Source organism: Deltaproteobacteria bacterium (genome assembly GCA_013151235.1).
GTDB lineage: Bacteria > CG2-30-53-67 > CG2-30-53-67 > CG2-30-53-67 > CG2-30-53-67 > JAADIO01.
Genome location: JAADIO010000016.1, coordinates 56,761 through 73,314, shown reverse-complemented (window position 1 = coordinate 73,314; position 16,554 = coordinate 56,761). Strand labels below are relative to the sequence as shown.

The following is a 16,554-nucleotide window of genomic DNA, read 5'->3' as shown; positions in this document are numbered from 1 at the left end:
TTCATCTTGTTCCCTTTTCCAGGACAGCGGCAAGAGGGACGTCAACGAAGGACCATGAAATCTTATGGATGATCACCGGCTACAGACCTTCTGCCTGGTCGTGGAACACGGAAGCTTCTCGAAGGCGGCGGAAGCCCAACTCCTCACGCAGTCCGCCGTAAGCCATCTTATCCGGAACCTGGAAGAGGAGATGGGGGTCCGGCTGCTGAACAGGAGGGGGAGGTCCGTCGTTCCTACATCGGCGGGAAGGGTTTTTTACGCACACGCCCGGAAGATCCTGGGCCAGTTCCGGAAGCTGGAAGAGGCCGTCGATCAGATAACAGAGAAGGTGCGGGGTGTCCTGCCGATCGGCGCCGACCAGACAATTGCAGGAAGTCTCCTCACACCCGTGCTCTACCGCTTCCTCCTAAGCTACCCGGAGGTCAGCCTTCACCTTCAAACGGGCGGGACGGAACGAATCATCGGGTACCTGCTGGACGGCAAGGTCGATATCGGCTTCGTGGATCGACAGGTCCCCCATCGCACCCTCCGCTATGACCTTCTGGCCCGGGATGAAATCGTCCTCATCGCATCCGATGAAAACCCGCTGGCCCGGGAAGAGCGGATCTCCTCCCGTGATTTGGTCACACAACCCTTCATCCTGCCCCCCGTGGGGACCGGTATGCGAAGCTGCGCGGACCGGTTCTTCCATCAACGCAGGATCGAACCGGGCGAGATAAGGATCCTGATGACTCTCGACCGCCCCGGCCTTATTGTCCGCATGGTCAGATCCGGAATCGGGATCGCCTTCGTCTCAAGATGGTCCGCCGCAGCGGGATTGCGGGAGGGAACCCTCCGGATCTTGAACCCTTCCGGGAAACAATTACATAGAGACTTCTTCCTGGTCCGTGGAGCGGAGGAAAATCTCTCCCTTGCAACAAGGACATTCTATGATTTTATCCGGGAGTACACATTTTTTGCCCCCTCTTGACAGGGCAACGGAGAACGCCGGCTCCGGTTCCTCCTTGAGAGCAGGAGGAACCGGTCCGTTCAACTGAAGAAAATCATCATGCAGGCAAAGAAGATATAGTGCTTGTTCTTCAGGATGTACCAGAGTTTTTCCCGAAGGTTTTTCTTGAACTGCGGCGAGGCCTTGATGGGGGCCTGGTCGGCAGTAATGAATTTTTCGAACTCGTCCAGATCTTCGCAACAGTCGGGCAATCTTTTTACTTTCGGATCGCACATCCAAGCATTCCGGTTCATCTTTTTTCCCATGGATCCTCAACCTCCCTTAATACTACCTTTGGGAAACACTCTGTAAAAGCATCTCTTCAAAACGGAAAAAGTCGGCGACCTCTTCACCGCCGATACGGATCCGGTCAACAGCATGAAAATCGTTTTTCGACCGGTATTCCGCAAGACGACGCCGCGTGACCTGAAAGAACCATTCGTTCAGGGTCAACCGACGGGGTCTCTCATCCAGGGACTGGAGTACTTCCGTCAGGACCGCCTCCGTTAATTTTTCGGCTTTCTTCCTTTTCCCCAAAGAATCATTCAGATAGTTAAAAACCCGAGGAAAAAAGGTTTCATAAAAAATCAAAAATGCTTTTTCATCTTTGGATCGTAACCCTTCAATCAATACCCTGTCTGAAAATTTCATGACGCCCCCTCAGAAACCATTGAGTTCCAACACATTGTTTACCTGTATAGTGAAATGAGGAAGGCAAAAGTCACACATTATTTTTGCAAATGATCTAAATTATACGGAAGAATGACAAACAGGCAGAAATACGTGCTTTTTAAATACCTGATTTTATGGATCAGGCAAGAATGACGGAGTGCATGCAGAAACAGGGGAACCGCTATGATTCCGACAGTTCCGGGTTGAAAGACTACTTTCCGCCGATTTTCAGGGACTCCAGGAGATTCCGGTAGGCTTCATTCTCCCCAACGATCTCAATCCCCATGCCGTTCTTGCGCAAACCGGCAAAATGGATGGGAACACGCGTGGCATGGACTACCTTCCCCGTAACGTTCACAATCTCCCCTGCAGGAGAGCGAAACTCGAAGCGGAGGGTCCTGCCGGGGGGATAGACCCGATTGGTCCGGAGGAAGAAACCCTCAGGGGTCAGATTACTTGTAAAGGCCGTTTTGTCGCAGACCTCTTCTCCGAATTTGATCGTACTTCGATTGATTCTTCGTTTATGTCTTCTCTTATTGGCCATCAACTCTCCCGGTCGTTCCTCCTAAAGGCATTCCAAACTAATTACAGGGAGGACGATCGCACTTTTCCTTCTCATCGGCCCGCTTCCGAACGAGGGCATGGAATTCACCGTCCTCCTCGGTAATGCCCAGGAATTCGTTGCCTGTTGTGTCGCACCAGCTGGGCATATCCTCCACGATCCCCTCATCATCGGCAATCACTTCCAGCACCTGTCCCACCTCCATGTTCTTGATCGCCTGACAGGTCTTGGCAATCGGCATCGGGCAGATCAGGCCGAAGGCGTCCAGCACGACATCGGCCTTGATTGCATTGGTCTTCATCGACATCTCCTCATTCACAGCATGAGATTAATCTTTGCATCCCCCGCATCGGCCAGAAAGGTCGCCACTCCGGCCACACGGTCGACCACGGGAAGGAGATCCTCCCGGGTGAGCCCCATGAACTCCATCGACTGGGAACAGGCAATAAATTTGACCCCCATTTCCTTGCACATGATGACCATCTGATCAATCGAGGGGAACTTGGGGTGGGCCATCATCTTTTCCAGGGATCGATCCGGTTTCTGATAGCTGTCGCCGGATTTGTCCTTTTTCAGAAGCTCCAGGCCGTGAAAGGAGAAGAAGAGAATCACCTCCATTCCCATGGAGGCCCCTCCCAAAGCCAGGTTGAATATGGTAATCAACTTGTCGATTTCGTTGGTCGACACCACCATCGCCATCTTTTCGGTCATATTCTTCCCATCCCCTCTCCCGGACGGCCTCATGAAAATCGATTATTACCCCTATCCCATTTTTTGCTGGTAGATGGGCGACATCATCCGGAGACGTTCGACAATGGGCGGCATCTCCGCCACGACATAGTCGATCTCCTCCTCCGCCGTCTCCCGGCCCAGGCTGAAGAGAATCGACCCCTGGGCCATGGCATGGTCCACCCCCATCGCCGTGAGTACATGGGAGGCCTTGAGCGCCTTGGAGGAACAGGCCGATCCGCTGGCCGCCATAATCCCCTTTGCAACCATCATCATGATCATCCCCTCTCCCTCTACGTAATTGATACAGATATTCAGCAGGTGGGGAAGCCGATATTCAGGATGGCCGTTCACCTTCACGGCATCAATCTTTGCGGTCAGACCCTGCTCCAGCCTGTCCCGAAGGGCCGCCAGCCTCGCCTGTTCCCCGGCAACCTTTTCCGAGGCGATCTCCGCCGCCTTGCCTAATCCAACGATGGCCGGAACGTTCTCCGTTCCCGCACGGCGCCCCTGTTCCTGGATCCCGCCGTGGATTAACGGTTGAATGCGAACCCCCTTCTTAATATAAAGGGCGGCCGATCCCTTGGGGCCGTAAAAGTGCTGCCCGGAGAGGGTCAAAAGATCCACCCCCAATGCTTCCACATCAACGGGAATGTGCCCAACGGCCATCCGGGCATCGGTATGGAGGGTCACCTTTCTCGCCCGGGTGATCTTGGCGATCTCCCGGATCGGCTGGAGCGTGCCGACCTCGTGGTTCCCCAGCATAATCGAGACCAGGATCGTATCCTCCCGGAGTGCCTTTGCGACCTCTTCCGGATCGACCCGACCGAATTCGTCGACCGGCAGATAGGTCGTCTCGAACCCCATCCGCTCCAGCATCTTGCAGGAATGATGAATTCCGTAATGTTCGATGGCCGAGGTAATTATATGCTTTCCCTTCTTCTGCAGGGCCAGGGCTACCCCTTTGACGGCAAAGTTATTTGACTCCGTCCCGGAGGCGGTGAAGAAGATCTCCTCGGATTTCGCATGGATCAGGCCGGCTACGGCGCTCCGGGCCTCCTCCAGTGCCGCCCGGGGAGCGCTGCCGTATTTATGGAAGCTCATGGGATTCCCGAAATGTTCCAGAAAGTAAGGCTGCATCGCTTCGATCACTTCGGGATAGGGACGGGTTGCCGCCGCATGATCGAGATAAACTGTTCTGCTGCTCATAACACCCTCCTTGATTCATCACAATATTCACTCGAAACTGCCGGCATCACTTCTCCATCGGAAAGGTTATGGGCCGGGACACTCCCTTCACGGCTGACCCGCCGCGGTCTCTTTCACCAAATCTGCAAGGGTCGTTCCGTCAAGGACCCCGATCATGGCATCCTGTGCATCTTTCCAGACATTCTGGATCTTGCATCGGTATCCCTCGGAACAGTTACTCACCTTCTGGAGACAATGATTCAGAACAATCGGCCCTTCTACCCCTTCAATGATATCCTTGACGGTAATCTCACCGGACGACCGCCCTAATGAATAGCCCCCCTTGAAACCACGGTGGGAACGGACCAGGCCGACCTTCGTCAGCGTTTGAAAAATCTTCGCCAAATAACTTTCGGGAATCTTTTCGACCGTAGAAATTTCACTTAAAAGGGTAACTGCGGACTCCGGCTGCATGGCCAGATAAAGCATTCCCCGAATTCCATATTCGCCGCCCCGCGTCAGTTTCACCAAACCCTCCAAAACAGGATAAAAAATGTCTTCTTCGTCTTGATTATAATAAGTCGACCGATTTTGTCAAGCGAAAAAAAAGGGGAATAGGTTATCTATATAAAATATTCAATTTCATTGCAGATGCACTCAACCTTTTGTCGGCTGTCCATAAAGGCAAATTTGTCAACAGTGCGGATGCCAATATATGAACGTCAATAAGGCCTATTCCGGCGCCCATTAGTTTCTTGTGCTCAATCAATGCAAGAATTTCATCATGCTCTGCAACAAGGGCCTGAGGAAGAGATTGGAGGAGGGAGATAACTTCTTTTCTGTTCTTCATGTTACCGCAGGCCAACTCACCAATGACAAAAGGATGGCATGCTACCGATTCATCTATCAAAAGCTTTTTGAGGCGCTGATTGTTATCCCTGAAATGAGATATCCAAATTGAAGTATCTACCAGAACCATACTTAATTCCTGGATATTCTTCTTCTTGGAACAGGCTTAAGGGATTTTTCCGAGCCGCCAAGTTCAGCAAGCCTCTTGGCGCTTTCACGAGCAATTAAAGCCTCAAGCCCCAACCTCACCAGAGATGTTTTTTCCTTCACACCCGTGAGCTTTGATGCTTTTTTAATGATGTCGTCATCAATGTTTAATGTTGTTCTCATATGCATCAATATGCATCATATATACATCCATGTCAAGAGGAAAGAAGCTCGGACTTCCCCCGGTTTTCCAGGCAGGTCCAAACACCTGTTCAGTCTATACCACACACAGGCAGGCTTGACACAGGAGAACATGGGGGAAAACCGAAAGACGAATGCAAAGATCATTCACCGCAAAGGAGGGTGACAGGCCGGCAGAATACTTCCTGCCGACCTGTCAGGAGGAGCTCGAGAATATAACGAAAATCGCCTATCCACCAGAGAAAGATGGATAGGCGATTGAAGTCTCACCTTATCCACTTCGGCAGCCATGAATGCTGATTTTTCAGCCCATGGCTTTGCTCCCCCGCAGGGTCGCCTTTATCGGTGGATTATCTCGTTATTTCTTACATTATAGAACCAATACTCCTGTTATGTCAACAAGAAAGAATAAAATTCTTTATTATAGCAAATTACAAAGATATTCAGCCTATTATAGCCCCACACATTCCGGATCAAACCCTATTCCTCCCCCGGTTTTACAAGCGCCACGGAATAGCGGGTCAGGTCAAGATATCTTTCCGCAACCTTCTGCACGTCTTTCGCCGTAACCTTTTCGATCTTCCGGGCAAATTCCTTGTAGGCATCGAAGCCGTTTCCATAGAGTTCATCAAAGACCATGGTGGAAGCTATCGACTCATTGGTCTGCAAACCAATTTCAAAACTTCCGATCAGGTTCTCCCGGGCCCGTTTCATCTCATTCTCCGGGATCCTTTGATCCCGAACCCGGGCCAGCTCCTTCAGGATTCCCGCACGGGCGGCATCCAGCTTCTCCGGACTGCATGCGATATAGGCGGCAAAGAAACCGGGGTCAACTCCTTCCTGAGAAAAGGCGGTGACCACATAGGCCAGGCTCTCTTTATCCCGAAGGTCCCGGAAGAGCCTCCCCCCCTGACCGGCCAGGACATTGCTCAAAATCATCAGGGGGTAACGATCCCCGGAAGTCACCGTGGTCCCTAAAAAACCGAGGATCATGTGTGCCTGCTGACGGTTGACCCTCTCCACGCTTTCCCGGATTTTTTCCTGGGGCACCTCCTGGAGGATGTGCGGCTGCACCGGGGCGATCTTCTTCATCGTCCCGAAAAGTTCCCGGACTTTCGCCTCGGCTTCCTCCCGGGAAACGTCCCCCACCACGGCGATCACCATCTGCGCCGGGTTCAGCACATGCCGGTAGGTCTCCCGCAACTCCGCCGGTGTAAAACGGCTCACCGTCGCCATCTTTCCGATCAGCCGCATCCGGTAGGGATGAGTTTTGTACAACGTCTTACGGAAGAGATTTCCCACCCGGCGGCTCAACTGGTCATCTTCATGGACAATGGCGGCAAGGATATCCTTTCGGGTCTTTTCCACCTCGTCGGGGGCAAAGGCCGGATGGCGTACAAGATCAGCCAATAGGTTCATACCCTGCCCGAAATGCCGGCTCAAGACCGACAGTTGCGCGCCAATACTGTTCCGGCCGGAAAAACCGCTCACGCTTCCGGCCATCTCTTCAATCTCGGTGGCGATCTCATCCGCGCTCCGTTTCTTCGTCCCGCGATCCAGCATGGCAGCCATAAAGTGATAGAGTCCGCTGGTCGGTTCCGTCTCGTACCGTTCACCTCCGGGGAAGGCAATTTTGACGGCAACCGTCGGCACGGCATGATTCTCCTTCACGATCAGTCGAATCCCGTTGGACAGGACGATCTTCTCCGGCTCCCCCCGTTTTGTCTCTTTATGCTTCGCATATTCTCTTGCTGCTTCCCGGTTCAACTTCTGTACTATTTTCCGGATCTTTCCGGCATCCAGACCGGGTTGCTCCTTCGGATCGATCAGAATGGAGACGGTCAGGTTCTCCGGCCGGAAGATTTTCCGGGCGATCGCCGTCAAATCGGCCGGTGTCACGGAGGCAAGCTCGCTTAGATATACTTTTTCGTGCAGAGGATCACCGAAATCGGATTCAAAGGCTCCGAATTTCCCCGCCTGCCCCTCCATCGTCTCCTTCTTATAGATAAAATCGCTTTCGATCCCGACCCGTGCCCGGTAGAGTTCTTCGGCACTGACCGGCTCATGCTTGATTCGTTCGATCTGGTCCAGGACCGCCCCGAGGGTCTTCTTCAGATATTTCCCATCCAGACGGGCTTCCACGACAAAGAGCCCCGGATCGTTCGGGGTATAGGCATAGGCGGAGACGGCATGGACCAGTTCCCGTTTCCGTTTGACTTCCTGATAGAGCCTTGAGGTCTTCCCCTGCCCGAGAATGGCCGCCAGCAGATCGTAGGCCGGATTCTTCGGATCATGAAGACCGGGAATATGATAACCGAAATTGAACAGGACCTGCTTCGATTCTTTCCGGATGACAACGGCCCGGGTCCGGCTCTGTGCAGGTTCCCGGGGAACGCTCAGGAAAAGATTCTTGCGGGGGACAAACCCCTGAAAGGACCGAACAATGGAAGGGAGAACCTTCGGCGTGGAAAAATCCCCGACCACCACGAGGGTCATGTTGTTGGGGACATACCACTCATGGAAATAGTCGAGAATATTCTTCCGGGTGAGCTTCTTGAAGGTCTTCACATAACCGATGACCGGACGCCGGTAGGGGTGGACCCGGTAAGCCGTTTCAAAGAGTTTTGTGGAAAGCACACGGCTCGGCATGTCTTCGGAACGTTTGAACTCCTCAAGGATGACTTCCTCCTCTTTGGCCAGTTCCTTCGGATCAAAAGCGGAGTGCTGGACGGCATCGGACAAGACATCAAGCCCCACATCAAAGTACCGGCTCGCCAGAGCCAGGTGGTAGACGGTATGGTCATTCGAGGTGTAGGCATTGATATTCCCGCCTGCCGCTTCGACTTCACGGGCAATCTCCCCCACTCCCCGCTTCGCCGTCCCCTTGAAGAGCATGTGCTCAAAGACATGGGAGATCCCTGCCTGGGCATCGCTCTCGTTCCGGCTTCCGACATTGACCCACATCTGGAAGGCAACGACGGGCGCCGCATGATTCTCGGAGAGGACCACGGTCAGGCCGTTTTTGAGAACGATTTTGGTAAGACTGTCCTGCTGCAGAACGGTCCGGTAGGAGGCCGCAAAAGCAAAAGAAGAGATCAGAAGAACGGGAATAACGAGCAATACAGGAAACAGACATCGGGAACTACCTCTGACAATAATCTTTCTCATTAGAAACCTCCGGGAATAAGGAAGCAAAACCGATTGAAAAAAAACTTGTAAAGTATCAGCCTCCGACCGGATATTGTCAAGACGGAATCACGGAGTGTACAAAACTTGCTAAAATTGATAGACAAAAGAGGTTTCCGTGAAGGTATCGGTTTTCAGAAACCCTTCGGCCGGGTCATGGTCATATTGCACGGTTAAGGAGACCTTAACGGCCCAGTGGTTGTTGAGCCTCACTTCCAGCGCCGAGAGGGAATTGATCCGGTATTTGGTGAGCATCGTCAAATCCTGCAGCCCCTCTACCTCCTGCGTAAAAATTACCCCTTCCCGGAAGGTATGGCCGTATTTTCCGAAGAGACGTCCCTCGGGGAAGGTGTTCGAGGCTTCATTTTTTTTGTTTTCATAAACGACGGCCAGTCCCGCCTCGGTAACCAGGGAATCAAGCTCCTTTTTGAAACATGTATGCCCAAGGCCGACTCGGCCCGTCAGCCGGGTATTCAGACCCGCCAGGGTGTCCTTTTGCCAACCGAGAAAATAGCTACTATAAGTCAGTTCACTGTGATGGTAGTTGTATTCGCCGTTGAGATAATAGTATTCCGCTGTTTTTGCTCCATCACTGTTCGAAAGTAGTCCGCCGGTTCGTGCGATCCATTTATCTTTTTTCGTTTCCCTGGCCGCTTTCGCCTTGAGGCTTCCTGTCTGGGTACTCGAATTCCCCTGGGCCGTGAGGAGACTGAACTCCATCTTGCCGCCCCAGGTCCCCTGCGGGGACTCTCCCGCCAGAAGGATCCTCGGCATCGACAGCAGAAGCAGTACCGCAAGACTCAGAGCGGCAAGGGACATAGGGGGATTGTTTTTGCCCACTTTTTTTCGTTTATTCATTCTTACGCTTCCCTGTCATGATACTCCGTAATCTGTTCCGTATAGGGACAGACCCGGCAAAAAACTTGCTTTCCACTCCGGAACGCGCTATTGATGGAAGAAATATCATGAATGATTCAGGAAGAAAAAATCAAGGAAAAAGAGATTGCCGGAAATGATTGCCGACAACATCAAAAAGACCCTGATCCTTTTCGGGCTTCTGTCCTTTCTCCTGGTTGCCTGTCCCAGGGAAGAAACGATGATCCCGGGGACGATCCGGTATATCTCTCTGGAGGGTGGATTCTACGGGATCGTGAGCAAGGATGGCCGGCGCTATGATCCGGTCAATCTCCCCGCTCCCTTCCGGAAAGACAATCTTCCTGTCCGGTTCCGGGGAAAGGTCTTGAAAGACCGGGTCGGTTTTCACATGTGGGGAGAAATCTTTGAGATCGAAGGAATCGTTCGGGACGAGGGTACTCAGAACAATACGCCGCGAGAGGGACCGGCCCGCCGATAGAGCCGTTCCGGCAGACTGCAAAAGGAGGGAACATGGCGTTGGAGCAAATTCTTGATCGGGAGGTGTTCGGGGTGGCGATACGAACAATTGCCCGGGTCGTCGTCTTGGGCGGGATCGTAATCATCCTGCTGCGGAAGGGACTCCGGAAGATCCGGAATTCCGGAAACCGATCCGGCCGCTAACCGAACTCCCGTCATCCGCCTTTCTGCTGCAATCTCCCATAGAACTGTTCCGAAGCCCGGACCGCCCGCTTTCTGACCGACTCTTCAAAATCGCCCAGGATCTGATGCAGATCAAATTCAGCATCGGGAACCTGCAGCCGCCCCAGGGCAATGGCCGCAGCCTCTCGTACCTCCGGTTCGAAATCCCAGTTCGATTGACGCACAACCTCATAACATCGTGCCGAACCGATGCGGGAAAGGACGAGCAGGGCCGCTCTGCGGACATGGGGAGAGGTTCCTCCGGCCATGTTGATCATCCGCTCCTCAACACCATCACTTTTCAAATGGACCAGCGCTGCGGCAGCCGCCCTGCGGACGCATGCATCGGGATGGGCCAGTTCCCCGAGAATCCGGGGCAGGGCCTCCTTCATTCCGAGCCTTCCCATCCGGTAGATCAACCGGGAATAATCGTAAGAATCACGAACCGATTCCAGAAGAACCATCAAGCGGTCCCGGTTAACCTTCCCTCTTTTCGCGCCATCACAGCGAATCATGGAAAGGGTTAAGTAATTCTCCGGTATGTCCGGACGTTCAGGGAAAGGATCTTTCGGGCACGCCGGCTCATGCATGGCGGATGACGTTTGAGTATAAGTTTTCTTTTCGGCACTCTTCCGGCGCAGGACAAAAACGGTCGTGAACAGTGTCATCCCGACCAGGACGAGAAGAGTCCTACCCGGATGAAATGGGACGGGCAATTCCGGGGAAAACCCATCCAGTTCTGAGCCTGTTCCCTGACGTTCGACAACCGGAACCGTTGAATGGAAGGACTTTACGGGAGGAGAAATCTCTCCGGTGTAGTGTTCATCAAGATGCAGTCTCACTCCTCCGGGCGGGACACAGTACCCCGCCGGAATCCCGGTAAGAAACCCCGCAAGGAAAACCAGGAATGATAATGCGATCGAAATCATGAAAAATCCGAAATAAATTTATTACTTTTTATTATTTTACAATGAGTTATAAATACCTGTCAATCAATCCATTTGCACAAACCTGAAAATGATTGACAGGCCCGAAAGAATCTTATAACTTATTTTACTTGTAACTCTCTGCAGGAGAATGAAAGCAATGATTCAGGAAGCATCAAAAATCTGGATGGACGGGAAATTCATCTCTTGGTCGGAGGCGAATGTCCATGTCCTGACCCACACCCTCCATTACGGCATGGGAGTTTTCGAAGGGATCCGCTGTTACGAAATCGACGGCGGCTCGGCCATTTTCCGCCTGCAGGAGCATGTGGATCGCCTTTTCGCCTCGGCTCACATCATGCAGATGGAGATCCCCTACACGAACCGCGAACTCTTCGAAGCAAACCTCGATACGGTCCGGGTCAACGGCCTCACCGAATGCTACATCCGTCCTCTCGTTTTCATCGGTTACGGGGACATGGGACTCTACGTCAAGGACAATCCCATTCAGGTTGCCGTCGCCGCCTGGCCCTGGGGGACCTACCTCGGGGAAGATGGGCTGAAAAACGGGATCCGCGTCATGGTCTCCTCCTACGCCCGAACCCATGTCAATACCGCCATGACCAAGGCCAAGGCCTGCGGTTCCTATATCAACTCCCAGCTCGCCAAGAGGGAGGCGATTGCTCACGGCTATCATGAGGCACTTCTGCTGGATACCGAGGGGTATGTCTCTGAAGGTCCGGGAGAGAACATCTTTATCGTCCGGAAAGGACGGATCAAGACCACTCCTCTGACCTCGATTCTTGAGGGGATCACCCGGGAATCGGTGATGACGCTCGCAAAGGAAGCGGGCCTTGAGGTTACGGAGGAACGGTTTACCCGGGATGAGCTTTACATCGCCGACGAGGCCTTCTTTGTCGGCACCGCCGCCGAGATCACCCCGATCCGGGAGATCGACGGGCGGACCATCGGGGAAGGCAAGCCGGGACCGGTGACACGGAAAATCCAGTCGAGCTACTTCGAGGCGGTCCACGGGAAAAACAGCAAGCACCCCGAGTGGCTCGCAAAGATCTGAGAACAACGGCAGTCGGGAACCATCTGTCGGAAAGGGCCTTCAGCACAAATAGCGGAAGGCCCTTTTGTCTGTCCACCGAAGGACTTTGTCGTAAATATCTTTCGGTTCCAGCTGGGCGCAGGTCATACAGTCTTTAACTCGATGGACTCTTTCCGAGGAGGTTGATCCGGTGTGCCATGGCCCCCGCACCGAAACCGTTGTCGATGTTAACGACGGCCACGCCTGCGGCACAGGAGTTGAGCATCCCCAACAGGGCGGCAATCCCGCCGAAACTCGCACCGTATCCGATACTGGTGGGAACGGCGATGATTGGTTTATCGACCAGCCCTCCGACAACGCTGGCCAGTGCCCCCTCCATTCCGGCAACAACAATGAGGACCCGGGCGGACATAATCTTTTCACGCTGGTCGAAGAGGCGGTGGATTCCCGAGACGCCGATGTCGTAGAGGGTCTCCACCCGGCTCCCCAGGGTCTCGGCCGTGACGGCCGCCTCCTCGGCGACGGAGATGTCCGAGGTCCCGGCGGAAAGGATCAGGATGCTTCCCACAAGGCGTTTCTTTTTCCGCCGGATCACGATGGTACGGGAGTCTGTGTAATACCGGGCCTTCCCGTCGAGTTTCCGGATCTCCCGGTAGATGGACGGAGAGGCCCGCGTCGCCAACACGTCATACCCTTGTGCCAGCATCCGCTCCACAATCTGCACAATCCGGCTCTCCGTTTTTCCTTCACAAAAGATCACTTCCGGACTCCCCTGGCGGAGTGCCCGATGATGATCGATGTGGGCAAAACCGAGATCCTCATAAGGGAGATCCCGCAGACGCTTCATCCCTTCGGTTACACTCATCTTTCCCTTTCGGATCTCCTGGAGCAATTTCTTCAACTCATCGGGGTCCATGCACTCTTCCTTTCCGGTTTTTTTCCTGCGGGTGAATTTTCATTTTTCAGACCTCTCCGGAGACAACCTGTGCAATATTGGCGGTGTGGGCACTGATCAGCTTGAAAGTGCTGATCACGTCGAGGTGGATTGAGCTGGTATCGATCGTCTCCTGAAGTCCTCCGTGGAGCCGCTTGACATGGGCCAGACGGAGATCGGCTTCCAGCTGTTCGATGCGGGACGAGGCATCAAGGAGCTGCCGGGCCAGGCCATCATCGTCTTCCATAAAGGACCGGATTGCCTGTTGCAGGTGCGTACATACCTGGTGGTGCATCCGGATGATGTCCTGTACGCCCGCCGGAGAAAAGCTCAGCCGGAGATCGATCTTCTTCCTCGCGAGTTCCATGAGACTCTTGTCGATCAGGTCCCCGATGTGCTCCAGATCATCCACAAAATAGAGGAGGGAGACCTCCCGCTGGGACTGCTCGACCGTCAGGTCACCCTGGGAAAGGGTGGTCAGATAGCGGGTAATTGCATCATCGAGGAAGTCGATCTCATTGTCCATCTTCTTGAGCTTCTGCCGGAGGTAATCATCATCCTCCTGGAAAACGATGATGGATGTCTTCAGCATCTCCAGGACCCGGTACCCCATCCGTTCCGCCTCCTTGTAGGCCTCGCCCAGGGCGATTTCCGGGGTGTCAAGGACCTGCTCATCGATGTAACGGACCCGGAAGGCCCGTTCAAGTTCCGGGACGATGGGGAGCATGAAGATAATCAGTTTTCGGAAGGGGACCGTCAGGGGCAGAAAGACCAGCGTATCGAGGAGCTTGAAGAGCATGTGCCCGTTGGCGATCTGCCGGGAGACGCTCGAGGTAAAGGGGTTGGAGACCCAGAGGATCAGATCATGGAACTGTCCCATGAAGGGATAAATGAGCATCGTCCCGATCAGGTTGAAAAGGAGATGGGCCACGGCGACCCGTTTGCCTTCCCGATTCGATCCGATGCTGGAGATCAGTGCCGTGCTGCAGGTCCCGATGTCGGCGCCGAGAAATATCGGAATCGCTGCACTGAGATCGAGGATCCCCTGGCTGGTGAGGACCATGGCAATGCCGATGGTGGCGGCGCTGCTCTGGATGATCCCGGTGAAAACAGCGGAGACGACGATCCCGAAGAGGGGGTAAGCTCCCATGGAGACCATGGCATCTACGAAGCCGGGATAGGAACGAAGGGGAAGTGTGGTCTCGGACAGGATCTTCAGCCCCAGAAAGATGAAACCGAAGCCCAGGATGGATTGCCCGAGATACTGAACAAGCCGGTTCCGCTTGGAGACATAGAGGAGGACCCCCGTCCCGATAAGGAGAAGGGAGTAGTCGGCCAGCCGGAAGGCGATCAACTGGACGGTGAAGGTGGTCCCGATGTTTGCGCCGTAGACCACGCCGATGGCCTGGGTCAGCGTCATGAGAGAGGCGTTCACAAAACCGACGAGCATGACCGTGGTGGCGCTGGAAGACTGAATCGTGGCCGCCATGAGGGCACCGATGACGGTCCCCTTGACGGGGGTGTCGGTCAGACTGCTCAGGATGTCACGCATCCGTTTTCCGGCGACCTTCTGGAGACCGCCGGCGGTCCGTTTCATTCCGTAGACAAAGAGCCCCACGCCGCCGAAAATCCCCATGAAAATCCGAAAGACCTCACCCGGTGTCATGAACTCCACCCCATCCGTTTTCGATCCTCCTCCTCTTCCAGTTCATCCTTCGGGTCCCGGCTCATTAATTCCCGTACGGCATCCTTCGGGTCGATCCCTTCGTAGAGGATCCGGTAGACCTGCCGGGTAATCGGCATCTCCACCCCCTCCCGTGCAGCCAGGTCATGAACCGACCGGGTAGTCCGGATCCCTTCGGCAACAGTCCGGGTCGTGCTGACGATCTCCTCCATCGTCTTGCCTTCGGCAAGTTTCAGCCCCACCGTCCGGTTCCGGCTCAAATCTCCCGTGCAGGTGAGGACGAGATCCCCCAGCCCGGCCAGCCCCATGAAGGTGCGCGGCAGCGCCCCAAGGGTTGTGCCGAGACGGGACATCTCATTTAATCCACGGGTGATGAGAGCGGCCCTCGTATCATAACCGAACCCAAGGCCGTCACTTAAGCCCGCGGCAATGGCCATGACGTTCTTCACGGCGCCACCCAGCTCCACGCCGACCACATCCGGTGTGGTATAAACCCGGAAGTAGGGGGTGGAGAAGAGCTGCTGTACCACCTCGGCCGTCCTGCGGTCCTTCGATGCCACGGAGACCGCCGTGGGAAGTTCGGCGGCAACCTCCCGGGCGAAGCTCGGTCCCGAAAGATAGGCGAAGTTCGACTTCGGGAGTTGCGGCAATTCCGCGGGCAGGACCTCCGACAGGGTCATGAGGGTCTCATTTTCTATCCCCTTGCCGGCGCTGATCACCAGGGCATCGTCGGGAAGAGAGGGCGCAAAGGCCCGGATCACCTTCCGCGTTACGTGGGAAGGAGTCACCAGCAAAAAAGTTCGGCATCCGTGCGCAACCGCTTCCACAGAGGAGGAGGGGACAAGCCGTTCCGACAGCAGGACGCCGGGAAGATAGAGCCGGTTTTCATGTTCTTCCCCCATCCTCTTCGCAAGGTCCTTTTCAAAGACCCACAGGGAAACGTTTATTCCCTTTTTAGCAAGGAGATTGGCCAGGGTGGTTCCCCAGGCTCCGGCGCCGATGACGGCGACCTTTTCGTTCATCTCTAAACTCCTTCACTTACCATACTGTTTTACGATTTCAGAAACGCCATCATCATCCTGTGAGTCTCCTCCGGCCGTTCCAACGTGGGACAATGGCCGGCCCCGTCGATCCAGACTGCTTCGGAGCCGGGAATTTTCCGGGCCGTTTTTTCAAATTCCGAAGGGCGGACGATTCCGTCTTTCCGGGTGCCGATCACCAGGGTCGGGACTTTGATTTCAGACAACCGGGGAGAAAGATCGAGTCTTTTCAATGCCCTGGCGTTTCCCCATAAACTGTAGAGGGGCGCCTTTCTTGCGTCTTTTGTGAAACGGGGATCGAGAACATAATAGTATCGCAGAAATTTGCGCAGCATCCACAAGACCGGGGGTAGATGGAGCCCGATCTGTACGGCAGCCAGACCCGGCAGGGCGGCACCGATTCTTCCCCGTCCATGGAGGGCGCGTCCTCCGGAGACCGGGACATTGACCAGGATCATCTTCCGGACGGTCTCCGGCATATTCAGTGTCCACAAGAGCGCCACCACCCCGCCCATGGAATGGCCCACAAGAAAAAGTGGTTTGTGCCCGAGGAAATTCGCCAATCCCTGCATCATCGCAAGATGATCGGAACAGCTGTATCTCCGTTTCGGCTTTTCCGAGTCTCCGAACCCGGGCAGGTCCGGCGCAATCCCCCGAAACCCCTCCGGAAGAACGTTCAGGGTATCCTCCCAGAAGCGGGAGGACCCGGCCAGCCCGTGGAGCATGAAGACGACCTCTCCCTTCCCCCGGTCCAGGTAGTGGATTCGTTGGCCCTGAATCTCGATGTCGGGCATCCGCCTTTTTTCTCCTGCGGGAAATACAGTGAACGCCATTGATTAC

At 54.5% G+C, this 16,554-nt stretch carries 20 protein-coding genes; 4 read left to right on the top strand and 16 right to left on the bottom strand.

The window, feature by feature from the left end; all coding sequences use genetic code 11:
- Positions 1-64: 64 nt before the first annotated feature.
- Entirely contained in the window at positions 65-970 is a 906-nt protein-coding gene (locus GXP58_03120) for a LysR family transcriptional regulator (GenBank protein ID NOY52594.1), read from the top strand.
- A 59-nt stretch (positions 971-1,029) separates the two neighbouring features.
- Here GXP58_03120 and GXP58_03115 read toward each other — a convergent pair whose 3' ends face one another.
- The 11 genes from GXP58_03115 to GXP58_03065 form a co-directional block, all read right to left on the bottom strand.
- A complete protein-coding gene (locus GXP58_03115) occupies positions 1,030-1,254 on the bottom strand; it encodes a hypothetical protein (protein NOY52593.1) in 225 nt (74 codons plus the stop codon).
- Between the two features lie 22 nt (positions 1,255-1,276).
- Positions 1,277-1,639, bottom strand: coding sequence for a hypothetical protein (locus GXP58_03110; protein NOY52592.1), 363 nt, complete (start codon positions 1,637-1,639; stop codon positions 1,277-1,279).
- Positions 1,640-1,871: 232 nt separating this feature from the next.
- On the bottom strand, positions 1,872-2,204 hold the full coding sequence (locus GXP58_03105) for a hypothetical protein (protein NOY52591.1): 333 nt from the start codon (positions 2,202-2,204) through the stop codon (positions 1,872-1,874).
- Positions 2,205-2,241: 37 nt separating this feature from the next.
- Positions 2,242-2,523, bottom strand: a complete 282-nt coding sequence (locus tag GXP58_03100; GenBank protein NOY52590.1) for a sulfurtransferase TusA family protein — start codon at positions 2,521-2,523, stop codon at positions 2,242-2,244.
- Positions 2,524-2,537: 14 nt separating this feature from the next.
- Positions 2,538-2,933, bottom strand: coding sequence for a hypothetical protein (locus GXP58_03095; GenBank protein NOY52589.1), 396 nt, complete (start codon positions 2,931-2,933; stop codon positions 2,538-2,540).
- Positions 2,934-2,984: 51 nt separating this feature from the next.
- Positions 2,985-4,160 carry an aminotransferase class V-fold PLP-dependent enzyme gene (locus GXP58_03090; GenBank protein NOY52588.1) on the bottom strand — a complete coding sequence of 392 codons (1,176 nt, stop codon included), beginning with the start codon at positions 4,158-4,160 and terminating at the stop codon, positions 2,985-2,987.
- Positions 4,161-4,247: 87 nt separating this feature from the next.
- Positions 4,248-4,667 (bottom strand): Rrf2 family transcriptional regulator, encoded by a 420-nt coding sequence (locus GXP58_03085; protein ID NOY52587.1) that lies wholly within the window; start codon positions 4,665-4,667, stop codon positions 4,248-4,250.
- Positions 4,668-4,758: 91 nt separating this feature from the next.
- On the bottom strand, positions 4,759-5,118 hold the full coding sequence (locus tag GXP58_03080; protein NOY52586.1) for a PIN domain-containing protein: 360 nt from the start codon (positions 5,116-5,118) through the stop codon (positions 4,759-4,761).
- Between the two features lie 2 nt (positions 5,119-5,120).
- Positions 5,121-5,318 (bottom strand): type II toxin-antitoxin system VapB family antitoxin, encoded by a 198-nt coding sequence (locus GXP58_03075; protein NOY52585.1) that lies wholly within the window; start codon positions 5,316-5,318, stop codon positions 5,121-5,123.
- A 498-nt stretch (positions 5,319-5,816) separates the two neighbouring features.
- Positions 5,817-8,504: an insulinase family protein gene (locus GXP58_03070; GenBank protein NOY52584.1), complete on the bottom strand. Its 2,688-nt coding sequence runs from the start codon at positions 8,502-8,504 to the stop codon at positions 5,817-5,819.
- Between the two features lie 108 nt (positions 8,505-8,612).
- Positions 8,613-9,380 carry a DUF481 domain-containing protein gene (locus GXP58_03065; GenBank protein ID NOY52583.1) on the bottom strand — a complete coding sequence of 256 codons (768 nt, stop codon included), beginning with the start codon at positions 9,378-9,380 and terminating at the stop codon, positions 8,613-8,615.
- A gap of 145 nt (positions 9,381-9,525) precedes the next feature.
- On the opposite strand from GXP58_03065, the gene GXP58_03060 reads away from it, so the two are divergent.
- Both GXP58_03060 and GXP58_03055 read left to right on the top strand, forming a co-directional pair.
- Positions 9,526-9,876 carry a hypothetical protein gene (locus GXP58_03060; protein ID NOY52582.1) on the top strand — a complete coding sequence of 117 codons (351 nt, stop codon included), beginning with the start codon at positions 9,526-9,528 and terminating at the stop codon, positions 9,874-9,876.
- A 32-nt stretch (positions 9,877-9,908) separates the two neighbouring features.
- Positions 9,909-10,058, top strand: a complete 150-nt coding sequence (locus GXP58_03055; protein ID NOY52581.1) for a hypothetical protein — start codon at positions 9,909-9,911, stop codon at positions 10,056-10,058.
- An 11-nt stretch (positions 10,059-10,069) separates the two neighbouring features.
- Here the strand turns inward: GXP58_03055 and GXP58_03050 are convergent, their stop codons facing one another.
- Complete coding sequence (locus tag GXP58_03050) at positions 10,070-11,005, bottom strand: HEAT repeat domain-containing protein (GenBank protein ID NOY52580.1); 936 nt, start codon at positions 11,003-11,005, stop codon at positions 10,070-10,072.
- A 157-nt stretch (positions 11,006-11,162) separates the two neighbouring features.
- On the opposite strand from GXP58_03050, the gene GXP58_03045 reads away from it, so the two are divergent.
- On the top strand, positions 11,163-12,077 hold the full coding sequence (locus tag GXP58_03045) for a branched-chain amino acid transaminase (protein ID NOY52579.1): 915 nt from the start codon (positions 11,163-11,165) through the stop codon (positions 12,075-12,077).
- 133 nt (positions 12,078-12,210) lie between these two features.
- Here the strand turns inward: GXP58_03045 and larB are convergent, their stop codons facing one another.
- From larB to GXP58_03025, 4 genes are read right to left on the bottom strand one after another with little or no spacing between them, the layout of a single operon-like run.
- Positions 12,211-12,972 (bottom strand): nickel pincer cofactor biosynthesis protein LarB, encoded by a 762-nt coding sequence (gene larB, locus GXP58_03040; protein NOY52578.1) that lies wholly within the window; start codon positions 12,970-12,972, stop codon positions 12,211-12,213.
- Positions 12,973-13,018: 46 nt separating this feature from the next.
- A complete protein-coding gene (locus GXP58_03035; protein ID NOY52577.1) occupies positions 13,019-14,656 on the bottom strand; it encodes a Na/Pi cotransporter family protein in 1,638 nt (545 codons plus the stop codon).
- Positions 14,653-15,696 carry an NAD(P)-dependent glycerol-3-phosphate dehydrogenase gene (locus GXP58_03030; GenBank protein ID NOY52576.1) on the bottom strand — a complete coding sequence of 348 codons (1,044 nt, stop codon included), beginning with the start codon at positions 15,694-15,696 and terminating at the stop codon, positions 14,653-14,655. The genes GXP58_03035 and GXP58_03030 overlap by 4 nt, the downstream gene beginning before the upstream one ends.
- Positions 15,697-15,725: 29 nt before the next feature.
- Positions 15,726-16,508 carry an alpha/beta hydrolase gene (locus GXP58_03025; protein NOY52575.1) on the bottom strand — a complete coding sequence of 261 codons (783 nt, stop codon included), beginning with the start codon at positions 16,506-16,508 and terminating at the stop codon, positions 15,726-15,728.
- Between the last annotated feature and the right edge of the window lie 46 nt (positions 16,509-16,554).

What these genes read in the sequence shown, in the direction of transcription:
- GXP58_03120 (NOY52594.1), top strand. Translation starts at nt 65, where the DNA reads ATGGATGATCACCGGCTACAGACCTTCTGCCTGGTCGTGGAACACGGA.
- GXP58_03115 (NOY52593.1), bottom strand. Translation starts at nt 1,254, where the DNA reads ATGGGAAAAAAGATGAACCGGAATGCTTGGATGTGCGATCCGAAAGTA.
- GXP58_03110 (NOY52592.1), bottom strand. Translation starts at nt 1,639, where the DNA reads ATGAAATTTTCAGACAGGGTATTGATTGAAGGGTTACGATCCAAAGAT.
- GXP58_03105 (NOY52591.1), bottom strand. Translation starts at nt 2,204, where the DNA reads ATGGCCAATAAGAGAAGACATAAACGAAGAATCAATCGAAGTACGATC.
- GXP58_03100 (NOY52590.1), bottom strand. Translation starts at nt 2,523, where the DNA reads ATGAAGACCAATGCAATCAAGGCCGATGTCGTGCTGGACGCCTTCGGC.
- GXP58_03095 (NOY52589.1), bottom strand. Translation starts at nt 2,933, where the DNA reads ATGACCGAAAAGATGGCGATGGTGGTGTCGACCAACGAAATCGACAAG.
- GXP58_03090 (NOY52588.1), bottom strand. Translation starts at nt 4,160, where the DNA reads ATGAGCAGCAGAACAGTTTATCTCGATCATGCGGCGGCAACCCGTCCC.
- GXP58_03080 (NOY52586.1), bottom strand. Translation starts at nt 5,118, where the DNA reads ATGGTTCTGGTAGATACTTCAATTTGGATATCTCATTTCAGGGATAAC.
- GXP58_03075 (NOY52585.1), bottom strand. Translation starts at nt 5,318, where the DNA reads ATGAGAACAACATTAAACATTGATGACGACATCATTAAAAAAGCATCA.
- GXP58_03070 (NOY52584.1), bottom strand. Translation starts at nt 8,504, where the DNA reads ATGAGAAAGATTATTGTCAGAGGTAGTTCCCGATGTCTGTTTCCTGTA.
- GXP58_03065 (NOY52583.1), bottom strand. Translation starts at nt 9,380, where the DNA reads ATGAATAAACGAAAAAAAGTGGGCAAAAACAATCCCCCTATGTCCCTT.
- GXP58_03055 (NOY52581.1), top strand. Translation starts at nt 9,909, where the DNA reads ATGGCGTTGGAGCAAATTCTTGATCGGGAGGTGTTCGGGGTGGCGATA.
- GXP58_03050 (NOY52580.1), bottom strand. Translation starts at nt 11,005, where the DNA reads ATGATTTCGATCGCATTATCATTCCTGGTTTTCCTTGCGGGGTTTCTT.
- GXP58_03045 (NOY52579.1), top strand. Translation starts at nt 11,163, where the DNA reads ATGATTCAGGAAGCATCAAAAATCTGGATGGACGGGAAATTCATCTCT.
- larB (NOY52578.1), bottom strand. Translation starts at nt 12,972, where the DNA reads ATGGACCCCGATGAGTTGAAGAAATTGCTCCAGGAGATCCGAAAGGGA.
- GXP58_03035 (NOY52577.1), bottom strand. Translation starts at nt 14,656, where the DNA reads ATGACACCGGGTGAGGTCTTTCGGATTTTCATGGGGATTTTCGGCGGC.
- GXP58_03030 (NOY52576.1), bottom strand. Translation starts at nt 15,696, where the DNA reads ATGAACGAAAAGGTCGCCGTCATCGGCGCCGGAGCCTGGGGAACCACC.
- GXP58_03025 (NOY52575.1), bottom strand. Translation starts at nt 16,508, where the DNA reads ATGCCCGACATCGAGATTCAGGGCCAACGAATCCACTACCTGGACCGG.